The sequence below is a fragment of the Flavobacterium sp. 11 genome (assembly GCF_002754315.1).
In the GTDB taxonomy this organism is placed as follows: Bacteria; Bacteroidota; Bacteroidia; order Flavobacteriales; family Flavobacteriaceae; genus Flavobacterium; species Flavobacterium algoritolerans.
The window spans coordinates 1,228,214-1,246,907 of the sequence record NZ_PEFE01000001.1 but is presented as its reverse complement, the minus strand read 5'-3'; the positions used below and the strand labels follow the sequence as shown (position 1 = coordinate 1,246,907).

The following is an 18,694-nucleotide window of genomic DNA, read 5'->3' as shown; positions in this document are numbered from 1 at the left end:
AAAAAACCTCACTTTTCAGTGAGGTTTTTTTATATTTTGAATATTTTACTATTCCGGATCGTTCATTTTGAAAGTATCCATAAATGCAGTTGTGTACTCTCCTGCTATGTAACGAGGATCGTCCATCAATTGTCTATGAAACGGAATTGTCGTTTTTATTCCTTCGATTACAAATTCATCCAATGCTCTTCTCATTTTACTAATGGCTTCCTCACGAGATTGAGCAGTAGTAATAAGTTTTGCAATCATTGAATCGTAATTTGGCGGAATAGTATACCCTGAATACACGTGAGTATCTAAACGAACTCCATGTCCACCTGGCATGTGTAATGTTGTGATTTTCCCCGGAGACGGACGGAAATCATTATAAGGATCTTCTGCATTAATTCTGCATTCGATCGCGTGTAATTGTGGCAAGTAATTTTTACCCGAAATAGGTATTCCAGCAGCAACCATAATTTGCTCACGAATCAAGTCATAATCAATAACCTGCTCTGTAATTGGGTGCTCCACTTGAATACGGGTATTCATTTCCATAAAGTAGAAATTACGGTGTTTGTCCACCAAAAATTCTACTGTTCCAGCACCTTCGTATTTAATGTATTCGGCTGCTTTTACAGCTGCTTCACCCATTTTTGCACGCAACTCATCTGTCATAAATGGAGATGGAGTCTCTTCGGTTAATTTTTGATGACGTCTTTGAACGGAACAATCTCTTTCAGAAAGATGACAGGCTTTTCCGTAAGAATCACCTACTACTTGAATTTCAATGTGGCGTGGCTCTTCGATTAATTTCTCAAGATACATTCCGTCATTTCCAAAAGCTGCCGCAGATTCCTGACGTGCACCTTCCCAAGCTTTCAACAATTCATCTTCTTTCCAAACGGCTCTCATTCCTTTTCCACCACCACCAGCAGTTGCTTTAAGCATTACTGGGTAGCCAAAATCTCTTGATAATTGTAAGGCTTGCTCATACGATTCTAAAATTCCCACTGAACCTGGAACACAAGGAACACCTGCTTCAATCATCGTAGCTTTTGCGGAAGCTTTATCTCCCATTCTATCAATCATCTCAGGAGAAGCTCCAATGAATTTGATACCATGCTCTTGACAAATTTTAGAAAATTTAGAATTTTCAGAAAGGAATCCGTATCCTGGGTGTATTGCATCTGCATTTGTAATTTCGGCAGCGGCAATAATATTTGACATTTTTAAATAGGACAAGTTGCTTGGAGGTGGTCCAATACAAACCGCTTCATCAGCAAACTTTACATGTAGACTTTCGGCATCTGCAGTAGAATAAACGGCTACTGTTTTTATACCCATTTCCTTGCATGTTCTAATTACGCGTAACGCAATTTCCCCTCTATTGGCAATCAATATTTTTTTAAACATCTTTATTTGAAATTTTAAATGTTGAATTTTAAATTTTAAATTACTTCAAATAACGAAAACTCATCATTCAAAATTTATAATTTATAATTTATAATTTCTTATGATGGATCTACTAAGAATAACGGTTGGTCAAATTCTACTGGAGACATATCGTCAACCAATATTTTTACAATTTTACCAGAAACTTCAGATTCAATTTCATTAAATAATTTCATGGCTTCAATTACACAAAGTACGTCACCTTTAGAAATTGTTTTACCTACTTCAACAAACATTGGTTTATCTGGAGATGGTTTTCTGTAAAAAGTTCCAATAATTGGAGATTTTATGGTGATATAATGCGCATTTTCTACTACTGGAACTTCTGGAGCTGCTGCAACCGGAGCAATTTGTTGCGGTGCTGCTGCTTGTGGAAGTGTAGCTTGAGCTGGCATTTGTTGAACATACGTGGTCTCAGTTACATTCCCTTCTAAAGTTGTTCTGATGGTAATTTTTACATCATCCATCTCTAATTTAACTTCTGCAACTCCTGAATTTGCTACAAACTTGATTAGATTTTGAATTTCTTTTAAATCCATAATTATTTGTTTTTAGTTTAAATTTATTTTTTATCGTATGCCCATTTTAGATATATAGATCCCCAAGTGAATCCACCTCCAAAAGCAGCCAAAATTATCGTATCTCCTTTTTTGAATAAATGTTCAAAATCATTAAGGACTAATGGTAAAGTCGCAGAAGTTGTGTTTCCGTATTTTTCAATATTCATCAGCACTTTAGAATCTTCTAAATTCATTCTATTTGCTGTTGCATCGATAATACGTTTATTGGCTTGATGAGGAACTAACCAATCAACATTTTCATTGGTTAAATTATTTCTTTTCAGAATTAATTCACTTGAATCAGCCATGTTAGTTACAGCATATTTAAATACTGTTTTTCCGTCTTGAATAATATTGTGTTTATTATCTCTTACCGTTTCGTAAGAGGCAGGAAGTAGAGAACCACCGGCATCAATTTTCAAAAAATCTCTTCCGATTCCATCACTGCGTAAGTATTCGTCTTGCAATCCTAATCCTTCATAATTAGGTTCAAACAATACTGCTCCAGCTCCGTCTCCAAAAATGATACAAGTTGATCTATCTGTATAATCTACGATAGAAGACATTTTATCAGCACCAATTAATAGCACTTTCTTGTATCTTCCGGACTGTATGTAAGCTGCTGCAGTTGACATCCCAAATAAGAAACTGGAACATGCAGCTTGCAAATCATATGCAAAAGCATTTAAAGCTCCTATTTCGGTTGCTACATATACACCTGTTGAAGCAACTGGCATATCTGGCGTTGCAGTTGCCATTATCAACAAGTCTATTTCTAGAGGGTCGATATTGGCTTTAGCTAATAAATCTTGTGCAGCTTTTATTGCTAAAAAAGAAGTTCCTTTACCCTCTTCTTTGAGGATTCTTCTTTCCTTTATTCCTGTACGAGAGGTTATCCACTCGTCATTGGTGTCAACCATGGTCTCAAGAGCTTTGTTAGTTAAAACAAAGTCTGGAACATAGGCTCCAACAGCGGTTATTGCGGCTGTAATTGTATTCATTGTATGCGATTATTTTTTGTCAAATGTTGCCATTTGAAAAATTTTTAAAAGACTTGAAAATTACAAAAAAAATTCCATTCTCATTTGATTTGGAACTTCTTATTTAATGAAAATTATAAACAACAAAAAAACTCTCACGATGTGAGAGTTCGAATATCATTTACAAAAATGTATTAAGCAACAGCTACAGATTTATCTATAACAACTTGCCCTCTGTAATACATTTTACCTTCGTGCCAGTAAGCTCTATGGTATAAATGCGCTTCTCCTGTAATAGGACAAGTAGCAATCTGTGCTACAGTAGCTTTGTAATGTGTTCTTCTTTTATCTCTTCTTGTTTTGGAGATTTTTCTCTTAGGATGCGCCATTTTACTATATTATTTATCCGTTAATAGTTGCTTTAATTTGTCCCAACGCGGGTCAATATTTTCTTCTTGTTTATTCTCTTTTTTTTCTTCTTTTACTATCAGTTCATTAAGTTTAGTCAAAGCTTCGGTTTTTAAACTTCCATCTTTAACTCCTGGATGAACTCGTCTTAGAGGCACTGACAACACTATCATTTCATAGATATATTGTGCAATATCTACTTCAAACTCTCCATGAGGTAAAATCAACAATTCTTCATTGTCATTATTATATTCCTCGCCAAAACGAACTATTAATTTCATTTTGCCTTTAACCGGTAAGTCAAAATCTTCGCTTGTCAAATCACAAGGTACATTTACGACTCCTTTATGCTTAAAACTTAACTCTAACAGCGTACTTTTTTTCTCTAAAACTACATTTACTTTGATATTTGAATCTTGATATTCATTATAATCAAAGATTTCAAAGAACGAATTATTTATTTGATACTCAAAATGATGTTTTCCTAGCTTTAATCCTATAAAAGGTATTAAAAAATCTTTTGTCTTCTTCATTTCAACAACAATTTGACCCTAAACTTCGGGAGTGCAAAGATATAAAATTATTGCAAATCTAATAATGTTATTCACTTTTTTTTGTTCACAACTGTTTTTCTTTTGTTTTCAATGGCTTCACACTGATTTCGGCATATTGATTTCTCGAATGATAAATATCAATTGCAAGATATACAGCCTCTTTGAATGAGTTAAAATCAGCCACTCCTTTTCCAGCAATATCGTATGCAGTACCATGATCCGGCGAGGTTCTTATTTTATTCAAACCCGCAGTATAATTCACGCCATTACCAAAAGATAATGTTTTAAAAGGAATTAATCCTTGATCGTGATAGGCCGCTATAATAGCATCATACTTCTCATATTGACTACTTCCAAAAAAACCATCCGCAGCAAAAGGACCAAAAACCAAGGTTCCTTTGTCAAATATCTTTTTCAATGTTGGCTTTATAACCAAATCATCTTCGGTACCAATAACACCTCCATCACCACAATGCGGATTCAATCCCAAAACAGCTATCTTAGGCTTATTAATACTAAAATCCTGTATCAATGATTGCTTTACCGTTTCGATTTTTCTTTTAATCAATTCTTCCGTAAGATGAGAAGCCACTTCACTTAACGGAATATGATCCGTCAAGAGCCCTACTCTTAAATTATCCTGAACCATCAACATAAGTGCATTTCCCTCAAGCTCTTGGTCTAAATAATCCGTATGCCCAGGAAATTTAAAATCCTCTGACTGGATATTATACTTATTTATAGGCGCAGTAACCAATACATCTACAAGACCATCCTTTAAAGCTTTGGTAGCCGCAACAAATGATTTTATAGCATATTCACCTGCCTTAGGATCATTTACTCCAAGATTCAAATCAACTCCTTCTCTCCAAACATTTAAAACATTAATCTTTCCAGGAACAATTTGATCCAGTTTATCAATTCCATGTAATAAAGAAGCCGATTGAAAACTTTTCTTTACAAAAGACAACAACTTAACATTAGCAAAGATAACAGGAGTACACAACTCTAACATACGAGAATCCTCGAATGTTTTTAAAACAACTTCGCTTCCAATACCGTTTAAATCTCCTATAGAAATCCCAACGATTATATTTTCTGCTTTTTTCATCATGACCTAACGTTATTTATTGCTAATTTTGAAGTGCAAATTTAGTAAAATAAAACAAGAAATGTTTACAGGAATCATAGAAACCCTTGGCACCATCCAAGAAATAAAAAAAGAGAACAGTAATGTTCACATAACGATGAATTCATCGATTACGAGCGAACTACAAATTGACCAAAGCGTTGCTCATAACGGAATTTGCCTTACTGTTGTCGCTATCAATGATACTTTCTATACCGTGACCGCCATAGACGAAACGATAAAAAAAACAAATCTAGCGGATTGGAAAGTTGGAGACAGCGTTAACTTAGAAAGAGCAATGAAACTTGGCGACAGACTTGACGGACACATTGTTCAAGGACACGTAGACCAAACGGGAACCTGCACTACTGCAGAACAAACCGATGGTAGCTGGCTTTACACCTTTGAATACGACGAAAAATTAAACAACATTACCATCGAAAAAGGTTCAATTACCGTAAATGGTGTAAGCTTAACCGTGGTGAATTCTAAAAAAAATGAATTTAGCGTAGCCATAATCCCTTACACGTATGAGCACACTAATTTCAAAACCTTTGAAGTTGGCACAAAAATAAATCTTGAATTCGATGTAATTGGCAAATACGTTTCCAGACTATACGCTAACAAATAACTCGTAACCATACTAAAAACAAAAACCCCAATTTAAATTGGGGTTTTTGTTTTTAATATATTGGTGTAAATGATATAAATTCCAAATAATAATGAAATTGCAATTATTATAACACTATTTTCATCAATAGACAATCCAGGTGGTGGTGGCGGTTTTTTAGCCGTCGGCGCAGGAGGACCAGAACCTCCAGGGCCAGCAAAAACATCCATAATCCCAAAAAGGAAAATGATTAAAAAATAAAATTTGTTTGACTCAATTTTCATCGGCTTCAAAAATAGTAAATTTACTGAAATAAAAAAATCTATAAAATCACAAATAAGAAAGTCTTATCCCTAACATCATAACAAAGATACGTGTTTTAGTCCAACTTGGTTTTTAGTAAAAAAGAAAACCCTTTAAAACAAATGTTTTAAAGGGTTTTGTGGTCCCACCTGGGCTCGAACCAGGGACCACCTGATTATGAGTCAGGTGCTCTAACCAGCTGAGCTATAGGACCGGTTAAGAGTGTGCAATATTACTACTATTTTTCATTTGCTCCAAATATTTTTGACTTAGATTTTAATATAGTTCAATTATTAACTTATTTCAAACAGAAACCAACTGAATATTAGAATACTACTCATTTATATGGACTTAAATTATTTTATTTCCTGACACAATTCAATCAAAACACCATTAGTGCTTTTTGGGTGCAAAAATGCAACTAACTTATTATCAGCTCCTTTTTTAGGAATTTCATTCAAGACTACAAACCCTTCCTTTTTCAAACGCGCTATTTCTGAAACAATATCTTCAACATCAAAAGCAATATGATGAATCCCTTCTCCTTTTTTTTCTATAAACTTGGCAATGGGACTTTCTGGATTGGTTGCAGCAAGGAGTTCAATTTTATTGGGTCCGTTCATAAAAAAAGAAGTTGTCACCCCTTCGGTTTCTACATCTTCAAATTTATAAGCCGGAGCACCGAAGAGCTTTTCGAAAACTAAATTTGATACTTCTAAATCTTTAACAGCAATCCCTATATGTTCTATTTTTCTCATTATTTATACTATCAATTCAACGTTGGTTTTAAATTTAAGCAGTAAGCCAGCCGTAACAAAACTTATTTGATGTAAAATTAAACATTAAAAACAAAAAAAGGGAAGCATTCTAAAAAGTAAGCGGAATTAAATCGCTCATAATAATTCTATAAAAAATTTCGATTGCATGAATTATAATTGTTATTTTGTAGATTCTAATTATGATTTGATATGTTGAAAAACAATTTAAAATACTCCTTCTTTTTATTGCTTTTAATTATTGTTGGATGCGCAAAAAGAGGCTCCATCACTGGCGGTTTGAAAGATACCATTGCCCCTGTTTTAAAAGTAAGTTTTCCTGAAAATTTCAACAAAAATTTCAAAGGAAACGAGATCAAACTAGTTTTTGACGAGAACATTAAACTCAAAAATCTTAACAAGCAATTGATTATTTCACCACCAATGAAATACGAACCGTCAATTCTGCCTACCACTCCAAGCAAAATGATTACTATAAAAATCAAAGATACATTACACCCTAATACCACTTACAGCTTTAATTTTGGCCAAAGTATCGCTGACAATAACGAAGGAAATCCGTTAAATCAATTCAAATATGTGTTTTCAACTGGCGATTATATTGACTCTTTAAGCCTTGGCGGAACTGTAAAAAGCGCTTATGATAAAGAAGTAGAATCATTCGTTTCGGTTATGCTTTATGACGTGAATGATACTTTTAAAGATTCAGTAGTCTATAATGAGAACCCAAGATATGTGACCAATACTTTAGACAGCTTGAAGACCTTTCGTTTTGAGAATCTAAAAGCCGGAAAGTATCTTCTTGTGGCTATGAAAGACTACAACAGCAACAACAAATACAATCCAAAAACGGATAAAATTGGATTCAGCAAAGCGTTTATCACTATTCCAAACGACACCCTTTACGAGTTAGAATTATTCAAGGAAATATTGCCTTTCAAAACGTTCAAACCAACTCAAGCATCTGGAAACAGATTGTTTTTAGGATATGAAGGCGTTGTAAATTCTGCTGCTGCCCGACCAAAATTAATCTTAAAAAACAACACGGAAGTCCTTTCCAATATCATTACTAAATTACCAAAAAAGGATTCCCTTCAAGTTTGGTACAAACCCATCAAAGTAGATTCGCTAAATTTGGCTGTAGCCAAAGACAAATACGAAGCCAATTTCACCTTTAAAATAAAAGACCAGAAAAAAGACACTTTGAGTATTTCTGCCTTACAAATCGGGAACTTAAAATCCCGAGAGCGTTTTACTTTAGAAAGCTCAACTCCATTAATTCGCATTGAGAATTCTAAAATAAATTTAATCAATAATGCAAAAACCGCAGTGCCTTTTACCACTGAATATGACGAATTTAATCAAAAATTGTATTTTGACTTTAAAAAGGAACCCTCAGAAAATTACACTTTTGAAATTTTGCCTGGAGCGTTAACTGATTTTTTCGAAAAATCGAATGATACGTTGACCTATAAACTAAATACGAGAAACAACTCCGATTATGGAAATCTAACAGTGGTATTGGAAAATGTAAAACAATTTCCTGTCATTGTAGAACTGACGAATCTAAAAGGCGATGTTTTAGCGACTGAATACAGCGAAAAAAACACCACATTAGAATTTAATTTAATCGAACCTGCGCTTTATACATTACGTGCTATTTATGACACCAATAAAAATAAGGAATGGGATTCCGGTAATTTTTTAGAAAAACGCCAAGCCGAAGAAGTGATTTATTTTTCCAAGGAAATTGATGTTCGTGCTAATTGGGATGTAAATCAAGTTTTTGATTTGAGCATTCCTTACATTCCTGAACCTAAAAAGAAAACAGACAAGAAAACCGATAAGCGAAACTAAAATTACCTGTTTTTTATTTCAAAAGCATCTCTGTCGTTCAAAAAACCTAATTTTTGTCTAGTTTCCAGCATTTTTTCTTTGTCTAAAACCACTGAAAATAAACCTTCAGATTCTTCTGGTGCCAAGACATAGTTTCCAAGAAAATCGACTGCTTGCGAGTGACCAATATATTCATAATCATTCGCATCAGTTCCTATTCTATTCACACCAATCGCATAACTCATGTTCTCTATCGCTCGGGCTTTCAATAAAGCATCCCAAGCATTCGTTCTGATTTTTGGCCAACTTGCCACATAAATCAACACGTCATAATCCTCTGAATTTCTTGAAAAAGCAGGAAATCGTAAATCATAACAAATCAATGGGCAAATTTTCCAACCCAAATAATCCACCACTATTTTTTGGTCCCCACTTGTATAGACTTTGTCTTCGCCAGCCAAAGTAAACAAATGCCTTTTATCATAAAATTGCATTTCTCCGGAAGGAAATACAAACACTAATCGATTGTAGAAATTTCCGTTTTCCACTATAACTAAGCTTCCTGTAATGGCACAGTTTCTGGCTTTCGCCAATCCTTTAAGCCAAGTTATTGTTTCCCCTTCCATTGTTTCAGCTACATTTTCAGGACTCATTGTAAAACCGCTCGTAAACATTTCCGGTAATACAATTAAATCAACTGCCGAAGCAATTTCATTTATTTTGGTCTCAAAATAATCGCGATTTAACTTTGGATTCTCCCAAATTAAAGGAGCTTGGATAAGGATGACTTGCATTGTTTTATTTTTTATAAAAATAAGAAATATCACAATACCATAAGTTCATTATATTAGCAAAAAACAACTTTATGAAAAAAATACTTCTTGTCTGCTCACTGTTATGTTCTATTCTGATTTTTGGACAAGAAAAATCAGGAGCTAAACAATTTTGGGAAAATTTACAAAAACAATGCGGCAAATCATTTGAAGGTGAAGTAAAAGAAGGCGCTGCCAATGACACTTTTCGAGATAAAAAACTAATAATGCACATTCGCAATTGTGACGAAAACACGATTCGGATTCCGTTTTTTGTAGGAGAGGATAAATCCAGAACTTGGGTATTATCATACAAAAATGACCGTATTCAATTGAAACACGACCACCGCCACGAAGATGGTTCCGAGGATAAAGTCACACAATACGGCGGAACAACTTCTAATTCTGGTTCATCTACACTTCAGTTTTTCCCCGCAGATCAACAAACTTGTGATTTAATCCCAAATGCCGCTGCAAATGTCTGGTGGATTACTTTAGACGAAACTTCTTTTACTTATAACCTAAGACGTATCGGTTCAGACCGATTGTTTACCGTAAAATTTGACATTACAAAAACAGTTCCAACACCTTCCGCACCTTGGGGATGGAAAGACTAAAAAAATGCTGAAACCTAACATTTAGTCATAAAAAAACGCATTCAACTTAATGAATGCGTTTTTTTTTTTAATCTTTCGGCCTTAGAGTTTGGACCTTAAGACTAGCTTATTATCCTTTCAAACTTGCTGACATATACTCTCTGTTCATACGAGCAATATTTTCAAGAGAAATTCCTTTTGGACATTCTACTTCACAAGCTCCAGTATTGGTACAGTTACCAAAACCTTCGGCATCCATTTGACTAACCATATTTAAAACCCTGTCGGTAGCTTCAATTCGTCCTTGTGGTAATAAAGCATATTGAGATACTTTTGCAGCAACAAATAACATTGCCGATGAGTTTTTACAACTCGCTACACAAGCTCCACAACCGATACAAGCAGCTGAATCAAAAGCAGTATCAGCATCTTTCTTGTTAATTGGAATTGTGTTTGCATCAATTGTATTTCCAGATGTATTTACAGATATAAATCCTCCCGCATGTTGAATTCTGTCAAAAGAACTTCTGTCAACAACTAAATCTTTAATTACAGGAAAAGCTTTAGCTCTGAATGGCTCGATAAAAATAGTATCACCATCCTTGAACATTCTCATGTGCAATTGACACGTTGTAACACCTCTGTCCGGTCCGTGAGCTTCACCATTGATGTACAAAGAACACATTCCGCAAATTCCTTCGCGACAATCGTGATCAAATGCAACTGGCTCATCCCCTTTCATGATTAGTTCGTCATTCAAAATGTCAAGCATTTCAAGAAACGACATGTCTGGTTCAATATGATCTATCGGATATTCAACTATTTTTCCTTCTGCAGCGGCATTTTTCTGACGCCATATTTTTAATGTAAGTTTCATATTTTTAGTTTGAAAATCATAAAGTCGAAAGTCGAAAGTCGATTGACATTGAGCCATTTGACTTTTAGACGTTAGACAATAGACTATTATTTATAACTTCTTTGAACTAATTTCACGTTATCAAATACCAACGGCTCTTTATGCAAAACAGCTTCACTTGGTTTTCCTGTGTATTCCCATGCTGCCACGTAAGCGAAATTTTCATCGTCACGTTGCGCTTCACCTTCTTCGGTTTGGTATTCTTCACGGAAATGTCCTCCACAAGATTCGTTACGATGTAAGGCATCTTTAGCGAACAATTCACCCAATTCAAGGAAATCGGCAACACGAGTCGCTTTTTCCAATTCTTGATTGAAACCTTTATCCGTTCCAGGAACTTTAACATCTTTGTAAAACTCTTCACGTAAAGCAGCAATTTCTACAATTGCTTCATTAAGTCCTTTTTCATTACGAGCCATTCCAACTTTGTCCCACATAATTTTTCCTAATTTCTTATGAAAATAGTCAACTGAATGTGTTCCGTTATTGTTCATGAATTTATCAATCTGGTCTTTAACCGCTTTCTCAGCAGCTACGAACTCAGGTAAATCTGTAGAAATTGTTCCCATTTTAATATCTGGAGCTAAATAATCACCTATTGTATAAGGCAATACAAAATAGCCATCAGCTAAACCTTGCATCAAAGCCGAAGCTCCTAAACGGTTAGCTCCGTGATCTGAGAAGTTTGATTCCCCAATAGAGAAACAACCCGGAATTGTAGTTTGTAAGTTATAATCAACCCAAGTACCTCCCATTGTATAATGTACCGCAGGGTAAATCATCATTGGAGAAGTATAAGGATCCTCATCTACAATTTTATAATACATTTGGAACAAGTTCCCGTATTTACTTTTTACAAGTTCAGTACCTAATTTAGTTACTAATTTAGTGTCCTTAGTATCCAATCCTTTTACATAAGCTTGCTCATTTCCGTAACGTTGAATAGCTGCGGCAAAATCCAAATAAACTGCTTCTCCTGTTTTGTTTACTCCAAAACCAGCATCACATCTTTCTTTGGCAGCACGAGAAGCTACATCACGAGGCACTAAGTTACCAAAAGCAGGATACCTTCTTTCTAAGAAATAATCTCTTTCCGCTTCTGATAAATCGGTTGCTTTTTTCTTTCCTTCACGAATAGCTTGCGCATCTTCTAATTTTGCAGGAACCCAGATACGCCCATCATTACGCAATGATTCTGACATTAATGTCAATTTCGATTGGTGTTCTCCAGAGACTGGAATACAAGTTGGGTGAATTTGTGTGTAGCAAGGATTTGCGAAGAAAGCCCCTTTTTTGTGGATTTTCCAAGCTGCAGTAGCATTAGATCCCATTGCATTGGTTGACAAGAAGAAAACGTTTCCGTATCCTCCAGAAGCAATAACAACAGCATGAGCAGAGTGTCTTTCTATTTCTCCGGTAACTAAGTTACGAGCGATAATTCCTCTTGCTTTTCCGTTTACGACTACTAAATCCAACATTTCGTGACGGTTGTACATTTTTACTTTTCCACGACCTATTTGACGGTTCATTGCTGAGTAAGCACCCAAAAGCAATTGTTGGCCTGTTTGTCCCTGTGCATAAAAAGTACGAGAAACCAAAGTTCCTCCAAAAGAACGATTGTCTAACAATCCTCCATATTCACGAGCCAATGGAACACCTTGTGCCACACATTGGTCAATAATATTAGACGAAACTTCAGCCAAACGGTGTACGTTAGCCTCACGAGCACGGTAATCTCCACCTTTTACAGTATCATAAAACAATCTGTGAACAGAGTCTCCGTCTCCTTTATAATTTTTTGCAGCGTTAATTCCCCCTTGTGCAGCAATTGAGTGTGCACGACGTGGTGAATCTTGAAAGCAAAAAGCTTTTACGTTATATCCTAATTCTGCTAAAGTTGCAGCAGCAGAACCTCCAGCAAGACCTGTACCAACTATAATTACATCTAAATTACGTTTGTTAGCAGGGTTTACTAAATTAATATGATCTTTATAATTTGTCCATTTGTCCGCAATTGGACCATTCGGAATTTTTGAATCTAATGCCATTATAATTGAATATTAATGATTGAAATGATGAAAAAGCGCAATAAAAATAAATCCGAAAGGAACCACATAAGCAAATCCTAATCCGAAATTTTTCAATCCTTTAGAATATTTATTATTAAATCCTACTGATTGAAAAGAAGAACTAAATCCATGGTTTAAGTGTACCGCTAACAATACAAAAGACAAGATATACAATCCTGTACGAACTGGACTTTCAAATTTGGCCACTAGCTCATGAAAATACCTTGTTTCATCCAATGGACTAACATCTACATATTTGTACACCATTTCAGGAACCCAAAAATCGTAAAAATGCAATGCCAAAAATGCTAAAATAACTGAACCGGAAATAATCATGTTTCTTGATGCCCAAGAAGAATTTGCCGCTCCGTTGTTCTTTGCATATGCAATTGGTCTGGCACTTCTGTTTTTGAAATCCAAAACAAAACCCATGATAAAGTGAAAAACCACTCCTACAATCAAAATAGGTTGTATTACGAATTGAACTAATGGATTATTTCCCATAAAATGAGAAATCGAATTAAAAGTATCGGAACTAAAAACCGATGTCATATTGATAAAAAAATGCTGTGCTAGAAACAACATCAAAAAAAGTCCTGAAAGTGCCATAGCTACTTTTTTTGCTATTGACGATTTCAATAATGCAGATTTTGCCATAAGATTTATATAATTTGTTTTAAAAAATTCTACAAAAATAAAGCAATTAGACAGTAACTACAACCTTTTCGCTGTTATTTATAATGATTTTAAAGTGTTTTACACAAAATATCAAGAAATCCTTAAATATCAAACATAAATCCAAAAACAGCCCGAAAAACAGTTAAACAAAAAAGAAAAAAATCTTAAATAATACGCCACGAAATTGACCGAAAACCAGTCCTCAAACAGCTCGAAATTACTAATTCAATAATTTTTATTGTTCTTTATTTCCAAATCAATAAAAACACCCAGCACGATGATTTTATGTCCCTAAAATAATTGTATCGAGACAATGCGTTTTTAACTTTACACGTTAAAAATTGAAGAATGAAAACAGGAATTGACGCCATCTCTTTTGATGTTGCAAAAATACATTTACCTATAAACACTTTGGCAAAAGCCAGAAATATCGAACCCGAAAAACTAGAAAAAGGACTGGGTTTAATCAAAATGACATTGCCGGACACACATCAAGATACAGTTGTTTTTGGCGCCAATGCATTAACAAAATTAATCTCAGACAACAACATCAACCTCAATGAAATCACCCGAATTTATATAGGAACAGAAAGCGCTATTGACAGCTCAAAACCAATAAGCTCATTTTTGATTGCATTGATGGAACAAAAATTTGGAGAAGACACTTTATCAGAATGCGATGTGGTTGATTTTACATTTGCCTGTATTGGCGGAGTTGATGCCATGCAAAACTGTATTGATTTTATACAATTGAATCCAACAAAAAAAGCAATTGTTGTCACAACTGATTTTGCAAAATACGATTTAAACTCTACCGGAGAATACACGCAAGGCGCCGGAGCTTTGGCAATGTTGATTACTGCAAATCCAAGAATCATTGCTTTCGAAAACAATTGGGCAACCAGCACAAAAGGAGTTTTTGACTTTTTCAAACCGTACCGAACGATTTCGAAAACAGCAATTACTGGAAATTCAACTAACGAACCATGGTTTGAAAACTTAGAAAGTGAAGTTGAAATTCACAAAGACCAACCTGTTTTTGACGGACAATATTCGAATCAATGTTACATGGACAGAACCAGAGATGCGTATTTTTCATTCAAAAAATTAAAAAACACCACCGAAACTGTTTACGATTCCTGGAAAAGCATCGTCATGCATTTGCCTTATGCTTTTCAGGGACGCCGAATGCTATCTGAAATATATGCTTTGGACGCATCCAATACAATTGTTTCCGGTGATGAAGACGCATCAGAATACCAAAATAAACTAAAAGAAATTAGTAAATCAGAAGCCTACAAGGAATTTGTAAACGAAAAATTAATGCCCGCAGAAATTGCTTCTTCATTAATTGGAAATTTATACACAGGTTCTATTTTCATGGGATTACTATCAACTTTGGCTCATTTTTACGATACTGAAAAAGAAATAAGCGGCAGTAAATTTGGCTTTCTGGCCTACGGAAGTGGTTCAAAATCGAAAGTTTTTGAAGGAACGATTCAACCGGACTGGAAATTAGCAATTGCTGGTGTCAATCTTTTTGAAACAATAGAAAAAAGCTTCGAAATTGATTTTGACACCTACAACAAACTACATAAAAAGGAGCAAAAAACCAGCATTCAAACGCCTAAAAACGAATGGACTTTGGACCGAATTGAAAATGAAATTCCAAATTTAATTGGCGCTCGTTATTACAAATGGGTTGATTAATTTTTACTTAAACAAAAAAGCACCGATAATTCATAGTTGAACTTTCGGTGCTTTTTTATTTAAATACAGAATATGTTTAACTGAATTTTGTCATGTATTGCTGCACAATTAAATCTGTGTTTTCATTGCGCATTTTTTGTTCTAAATGAATTGGAGGTGAAGCTCTTTCCAAACAATTTTTAACAGCACAAGTTTCGCAGGTAACCCCAACAACCTGTCTCTTGATCGAATCACTTTCGATAAACTTGAATTTTTTCTTCATTCCCGGTGTAATCAATATCCCTACCGAAATACTACGAATACAATCTATTTTAAACGGATCCGGCGTTGCCGATGAAAAAACAAGATATTCATTTTTACTATTTTCATAACTGGAAATTTGCGCATCAAAAAAATGATTTTTCTTTTGCCTCAAAGACTCCTCAATAGTACGTATAGAAACCCATCTTCGGCAGTAATGTTCATTCATTTCATTCGCATGCGGTTCCTGCTGATTGGTAATGTGTAATTCCTTTTTTATTTGATACGTATCCGTTCCTATCTGATGAGACAATCGCAGGAAAAAGAGATTCTTCAACTGAAAATCTTTTGGTAAAATATTAGTCAATCTTTGATAGAACGATTCAGGCGAAACATTAAATCCGCTCATCAAAGCAATCATTTCCTGAGGCTTCGGGTCAGTTTTTGACAAAAATAAATTCAGTTCGTCTATCAGTTTTTGCCTTGGAATAAGCAACGCTCCGGCAAAATAGGAAGCATAAAAATTATTCAGGACTTGGTCAAAATTATCAAACTTAATCCAACTGAACGTATATAACCTTTCGGTAATCTCAAGGTAATTATACGCAATTTCTTTAGCTAGAATAAATGCCTTTTGAGGCTCGTCAATATCTAATGAAAGCAATAGCGTCTTGCTTTTTGGTACAAATATCGATCTCAAATCCCCCAATTGTTCTTGCTCAGAAAAAACGAGTTCTTTTATCGTATACCCGTATTCCTCAATTAATATCGCTGTGAGTTCTTCAATCGAAATCTTGGTGTCAATATTTACATGAAACGCTTTGGAAAACTGCAACACTCTCTGCTCTAAATCTTCAAAATAGTTTGTATGCGCTTCTTGATACGAACGCAACGAAGCCAAAAAGAAACTCTCTCTTGTCAAATTATAATGTTGCGCAATCTCAATAATCGTGCTGATAAACGCATTGACTTTTGCAGGAGCATTGGCAATAATATCGATAAGATCATTTTCCTGAATCCCGAAAATCTCCAGAGGAATCTCTTTTAGAATACCAGATTTCAGGATTTCTCCAATAGGTGCCAAATTATTATCCAGTTTCAACGAAACCATATTGTCATAAGAAACATCCAGTTTTTCAGACAACAGAATGATTTTATCCGTTTTAGGATATTTTTTTCCTTTTTCTATTTCGTTCAAATACGATTTTGAAAGGTCTGTGATTTTTGCCAAACCAAATAATGACAGATTCTTATTGGTACGAGCCTGCTTCAGTTTTAATCCAAAAATTAACTTGATATAATCCTTTTCTATGTTCATATCTCAAAGATATACTAAAAAAATATTTTCGCCAAAAAAAATATTTTTCATTTTTAGCGTACGTTCGCTTGTTTTGTAAAAAACTTTTTGTAACATTGTCGTGTAAAACATTTTAACCATGAAAGATATTATTGAAACAACCGAAAAATCGTTACAGTTTTCACCTGAAACGAAAGAGCATTATCCAGCAATTTTGACGGATAACGCTATTGATTTAATAACGGAATTGCATCACAGATTCAATGACAAAAGACTTTTGCTATTAGCCGAAAGAAAAAATCAACAGCATTTATTTGATGCAGGAGCGTTACCAACATTTCCTTCTGAAACAAAAAGCATCAGAGAAAGTAATTGGGAAGCTGCAAAAACTCCAGAGGATTTATTAGACCGAAGAGTCGAAATAACCGGACCGGTCGATAGAAAAATGGTTATCAATGCATTGAATTCAGGAGCAAAAACGTTCATGGCTGATTTTGAAGACAGCACTTCTCCTACTTGGAGCAACTTAATGACAGGCCAGCAAAACCTGAAAGATGCGGTGAATAAAACCATCACTCTTCAAGACACTGTGAAAAATAAAAAATACAGTCTGAACAACGAAACTGCCGTATTGATTGTTCGACCAAGAGGCTTGCATTTACCTGAGAAAAATATTTTGATTGATGGAGAACAAGCTTCAGGTTCCTTAATTGACTTTGGTTTGTATGCTTTTCACAATCACAAACAACTTATTGAGGATGGAACGGCACCGTATTTTTACATTCCAAAACTGGAACATTATCTGGAAGCAAGATGGTGGAATGAAGTTTTCGAATTCACGCAGGAATATTTAGGCGTGAAAAACGGAACATTCAAAGCCACGGTTTTAATCGAAACCATAACTGCCAGTTTTCAATTGGACGAAATCATTTTTGAATTGAAAGATCATATTGTTGGTCTTAATTGCGGACGATGGGATTACATCTTTTCATACATCAAGAAACTAAGAAAAAATCCGGCTTTCCTAGTTCCAAACAGAGATCAAGTAACGATGACTTCGCCATTTATGAGTGCGTATTCCCAATTGGTTATTCAAAGATGTCATAAACGAAATATTCATGCAATTGGCGGAATGGCAGCACAAATTCCAATAAAAAACAACGAAGAAGCCAACAAAATAGCTTTCGACAAAGTAATTGCCGATAAAGAACGGGAGGTTAAAAATGGTCATGACGGCACTTGGGTCGCACATCCGGATTTGGTTTCGCTCGCCATGACGGTATTCGATAAAAACATGCCGACCAAAAATCAGATTCATGTAAAAAGAGAAGACGTACACGTTACCGAAAGTGATTTGCTGGAAACTCCAAAAGGAACAATTACAGAGGAAGGCGTTCGAAAAAACATCAGCATTTCAGTTTTATATATCGCTTCATGGCTCAACGGACAAGGCGCTGCCGCATTACACAATTTAATGGAAGACGCTGCTACTGCTGAGATTTCAAGATCACAATTGTGGCAATGGCTACAAAACGGAGTGGTATTGGACAATAAAAAAGTATTAAATACAAATTACTATCATCGATTAGCGATGGAAGAGTTTGAAAAAATCAGAAAACTCGTTGGAGACGAAAATCATGAAAAACAAAAATACAGACTGGCGGAACAATTATTAGACATTCTGGTCGTAAACGACAATTTTATCGAATTTTTGACAATTCCAGGATACAAATACATTTAAAAAATCAATTGCAATACCTATTAACAAACAACCAAAAAAAAGAAA

General features: G+C 34.9%; 18 protein-coding genes and 1 tRNA gene. 5 read left to right on the top strand and 14 right to left on the bottom strand.

Annotated elements, in window-relative coordinates:
• Positions 1-48: 48 nt before the first annotated feature.
• The 6 genes from accC to pdxA form a co-directional block, all read right to left on the bottom strand.
• Positions 49-1,395: an acetyl-CoA carboxylase biotin carboxylase subunit gene (gene accC / locus CLV00_RS05420; RefSeq protein ID WP_099714178.1), complete on the bottom strand. Its 1,347-nt coding sequence runs from the start codon at positions 1,393-1,395 to the stop codon at positions 49-51.
• Between the two features lie 98 nt (positions 1,396-1,493).
• Positions 1,494-1,973: an acetyl-CoA carboxylase biotin carboxyl carrier protein gene (gene accB / locus CLV00_RS05415; RefSeq protein ID WP_099714177.1), complete on the bottom strand. Its 480-nt coding sequence runs from the start codon at positions 1,971-1,973 to the stop codon at positions 1,494-1,496.
• 23 nt (positions 1,974-1,996) lie between these two features.
• Entirely contained in the window at positions 1,997-2,995 is a 999-nt protein-coding gene (locus CLV00_RS05410; RefSeq protein ID WP_099714176.1) for a beta-ketoacyl-ACP synthase III, read from the bottom strand.
• Positions 2,996-3,168: 173 nt separating this feature from the next.
• On the bottom strand, positions 3,169-3,363 hold the full coding sequence (gene rpmF, locus CLV00_RS05405; protein ID WP_007137315.1) for a 50S ribosomal protein L32: 195 nt from the start codon (positions 3,361-3,363) through the stop codon (positions 3,169-3,171).
• A gap of 9 nt (positions 3,364-3,372) precedes the next feature.
• Positions 3,373-3,915 carry a DUF177 domain-containing protein gene (locus CLV00_RS05400; RefSeq protein ID WP_099714175.1) on the bottom strand — a complete coding sequence of 181 codons (543 nt, stop codon included), beginning with the start codon at positions 3,913-3,915 and terminating at the stop codon, positions 3,373-3,375.
• Positions 3,916-4,000: 85 nt separating this feature from the next.
• Positions 4,001-5,050 carry a 4-hydroxythreonine-4-phosphate dehydrogenase PdxA gene (gene pdxA / locus CLV00_RS05395; RefSeq protein ID WP_099714174.1) on the bottom strand — a complete coding sequence of 350 codons (1,050 nt, stop codon included), beginning with the start codon at positions 5,048-5,050 and terminating at the stop codon, positions 4,001-4,003.
• A 58-nt stretch (positions 5,051-5,108) separates the two neighbouring features.
• Here pdxA and CLV00_RS05390 point away from each other — a divergent pair, with 58 nt between their 5' ends.
• Complete coding sequence (locus CLV00_RS05390) at positions 5,109-5,696, top strand: riboflavin synthase (protein ID WP_099714173.1); 588 nt, start codon at positions 5,109-5,111, stop codon at positions 5,694-5,696.
• A 32-nt stretch (positions 5,697-5,728) separates the two neighbouring features.
• On the opposite strand, the gene CLV00_RS05385 is transcribed toward CLV00_RS05390, so the two are convergent.
• From CLV00_RS05385 to mce, 3 genes are all read right to left on the bottom strand, one after another.
• Entirely contained in the window at positions 5,729-5,959 is a 231-nt protein-coding gene (locus tag CLV00_RS05385; RefSeq protein ID WP_099714172.1) for a hypothetical protein, read from the bottom strand.
• Positions 5,960-6,118: 159 nt separating this feature from the next.
• Positions 6,119-6,192: transfer RNA gene (locus tag CLV00_RS05380), tRNA-Ile, on the bottom strand.
• 142 nt (positions 6,193-6,334) lie between these two features.
• Positions 6,335-6,736 carry a methylmalonyl-CoA epimerase gene (mce, locus tag CLV00_RS05375; RefSeq protein WP_099714171.1) on the bottom strand — a complete coding sequence of 134 codons (402 nt, stop codon included), beginning with the start codon at positions 6,734-6,736 and terminating at the stop codon, positions 6,335-6,337.
• Between the two features lie 210 nt (positions 6,737-6,946).
• Here mce and CLV00_RS05370 point away from each other — a divergent pair, with 210 nt between their 5' ends.
• A complete protein-coding gene (locus CLV00_RS05370) occupies positions 6,947-8,611 on the top strand; it encodes an Ig-like domain-containing protein (protein WP_099714170.1) in 1,665 nt (554 codons plus the stop codon).
• Between the two features lie 2 nt (positions 8,612-8,613).
• Here CLV00_RS05370 and CLV00_RS05365 read toward each other — a convergent pair whose 3' ends face one another.
• Positions 8,614-9,384, bottom strand: a complete 771-nt coding sequence (locus CLV00_RS05365; RefSeq protein ID WP_099714169.1) for a nitrilase family protein — start codon at positions 9,382-9,384, stop codon at positions 8,614-8,616.
• Between the two features lie 71 nt (positions 9,385-9,455).
• On the opposite strand from CLV00_RS05365, the gene CLV00_RS05360 reads away from it, so the two are divergent.
• The gene (locus CLV00_RS05360) at positions 9,456-10,019 is read left to right on the top strand and encodes a hypothetical protein (protein WP_099714168.1); all 564 of its coding nucleotides are present in this window, start codon (positions 9,456-9,458) and stop codon (positions 10,017-10,019) included.
• A gap of 109 nt (positions 10,020-10,128) precedes the next feature.
• On the opposite strand, the gene CLV00_RS05355 is transcribed toward CLV00_RS05360, so the two are convergent.
• The 3 genes from CLV00_RS05355 to CLV00_RS05345 all read right to left on the bottom strand — a co-directional run bounded on the left by CLV00_RS05355 (position 10,129) and on the right by CLV00_RS05345 (position 13,640).
• Positions 10,129-10,875, bottom strand: a complete 747-nt coding sequence (locus CLV00_RS05355; protein WP_099714167.1) for a succinate dehydrogenase/fumarate reductase iron-sulfur subunit — start codon at positions 10,873-10,875, stop codon at positions 10,129-10,131.
• An 86-nt stretch (positions 10,876-10,961) separates the two neighbouring features.
• On the bottom strand, positions 10,962-12,962 hold the full coding sequence (locus CLV00_RS05350) for a fumarate reductase/succinate dehydrogenase flavoprotein subunit (protein WP_099714166.1): 2,001 nt from the start codon (positions 12,960-12,962) through the stop codon (positions 10,962-10,964).
• Between the two features lie 12 nt (positions 12,963-12,974).
• On the bottom strand, positions 12,975-13,640 hold the full coding sequence (locus CLV00_RS05345; protein WP_099714165.1) for a succinate dehydrogenase cytochrome b subunit: 666 nt from the start codon (positions 13,638-13,640) through the stop codon (positions 12,975-12,977).
• A gap of 369 nt (positions 13,641-14,009) precedes the next feature.
• On the opposite strand from CLV00_RS05345, the gene CLV00_RS05340 reads away from it, so the two are divergent.
• Complete coding sequence (locus tag CLV00_RS05340; protein WP_099714164.1) at positions 14,010-15,371, top strand: hydroxymethylglutaryl-CoA synthase family protein; 1,362 nt, start codon at positions 14,010-14,012, stop codon at positions 15,369-15,371.
• A gap of 76 nt (positions 15,372-15,447) precedes the next feature.
• Here CLV00_RS05340 and CLV00_RS05335 read toward each other — a convergent pair whose 3' ends face one another.
• Positions 15,448-16,929 carry a helix-turn-helix domain-containing protein gene (locus CLV00_RS05335; protein ID WP_099714163.1) on the bottom strand — a complete coding sequence of 494 codons (1,482 nt, stop codon included), beginning with the start codon at positions 16,927-16,929 and terminating at the stop codon, positions 15,448-15,450.
• 118 nt (positions 16,930-17,047) lie between these two features.
• Between CLV00_RS05335 and aceB the strand changes: the two genes are divergently transcribed.
• Positions 17,048-18,649 (top strand): malate synthase A, encoded by a 1,602-nt coding sequence (aceB, locus tag CLV00_RS05330; protein WP_099714162.1) that lies wholly within the window; start codon positions 17,048-17,050, stop codon positions 18,647-18,649.
• Positions 18,650-18,694: the final 45 nt, after the last annotated feature.

What these genes read in the sequence shown, in the direction of transcription:
- accC (WP_099714178.1), bottom strand. Translation starts at nt 1,395, where the DNA reads ATGTTTAAAAAAATATTGATTGCCAATAGAGGGGAAATTGCGTTACGC.
- accB (WP_099714177.1), bottom strand. Translation starts at nt 1,973, where the DNA reads ATGGATTTAAAAGAAATTCAAAATCTAATCAAGTTTGTAGCAAATTCA.
- CLV00_RS05410 (WP_099714176.1), bottom strand. Translation starts at nt 2,995, where the DNA reads ATGAATACAATTACAGCCGCAATAACCGCTGTTGGAGCCTATGTTCCA.
- rpmF (WP_007137315.1), bottom strand. Translation starts at nt 3,363, where the DNA reads ATGGCGCATCCTAAGAGAAAAATCTCCAAAACAAGAAGAGATAAAAGA.
- CLV00_RS05400 (WP_099714175.1), bottom strand. Translation starts at nt 3,915, where the DNA reads ATGAAGAAGACAAAAGATTTTTTAATACCTTTTATAGGATTAAAGCTA.
- pdxA (WP_099714174.1), bottom strand. Translation starts at nt 5,050, where the DNA reads ATGATGAAAAAAGCAGAAAATATAATCGTTGGGATTTCTATAGGAGAT.
- CLV00_RS05390 (WP_099714173.1), top strand. Translation starts at nt 5,109, where the DNA reads ATGTTTACAGGAATCATAGAAACCCTTGGCACCATCCAAGAAATAAAA.
- CLV00_RS05385 (WP_099714172.1), bottom strand. Translation starts at nt 5,959, where the DNA reads ATGAAAATTGAGTCAAACAAATTTTATTTTTTAATCATTTTCCTTTTT.
- mce (WP_099714171.1), bottom strand. Translation starts at nt 6,736, where the DNA reads ATGAGAAAAATAGAACATATAGGGATTGCTGTTAAAGATTTAGAAGTA.
- CLV00_RS05370 (WP_099714170.1), top strand. Translation starts at nt 6,947, where the DNA reads ATGTTGAAAAACAATTTAAAATACTCCTTCTTTTTATTGCTTTTAATT.
- CLV00_RS05365 (WP_099714169.1), bottom strand. Translation starts at nt 9,384, where the DNA reads ATGCAAGTCATCCTTATCCAAGCTCCTTTAATTTGGGAGAATCCAAAG.
- CLV00_RS05360 (WP_099714168.1), top strand. Translation starts at nt 9,456, where the DNA reads ATGAAAAAAATACTTCTTGTCTGCTCACTGTTATGTTCTATTCTGATT.
- CLV00_RS05355 (WP_099714167.1), bottom strand. Translation starts at nt 10,875, where the DNA reads ATGAAACTTACATTAAAAATATGGCGTCAGAAAAATGCCGCTGCAGAA.
- CLV00_RS05350 (WP_099714166.1), bottom strand. Translation starts at nt 12,962, where the DNA reads ATGGCATTAGATTCAAAAATTCCGAATGGTCCAATTGCGGACAAATGG.
- CLV00_RS05345 (WP_099714165.1), bottom strand. Translation starts at nt 13,640, where the DNA reads ATGGCAAAATCTGCATTATTGAAATCGTCAATAGCAAAAAAAGTAGCT.
- CLV00_RS05340 (WP_099714164.1), top strand. Translation starts at nt 14,010, where the DNA reads ATGAAAACAGGAATTGACGCCATCTCTTTTGATGTTGCAAAAATACAT.
- CLV00_RS05335 (WP_099714163.1), bottom strand. Translation starts at nt 16,929, where the DNA reads ATGAACATAGAAAAGGATTATATCAAGTTAATTTTTGGATTAAAACTG.
- aceB (WP_099714162.1), top strand. Translation starts at nt 17,048, where the DNA reads ATGAAAGATATTATTGAAACAACCGAAAAATCGTTACAGTTTTCACCT.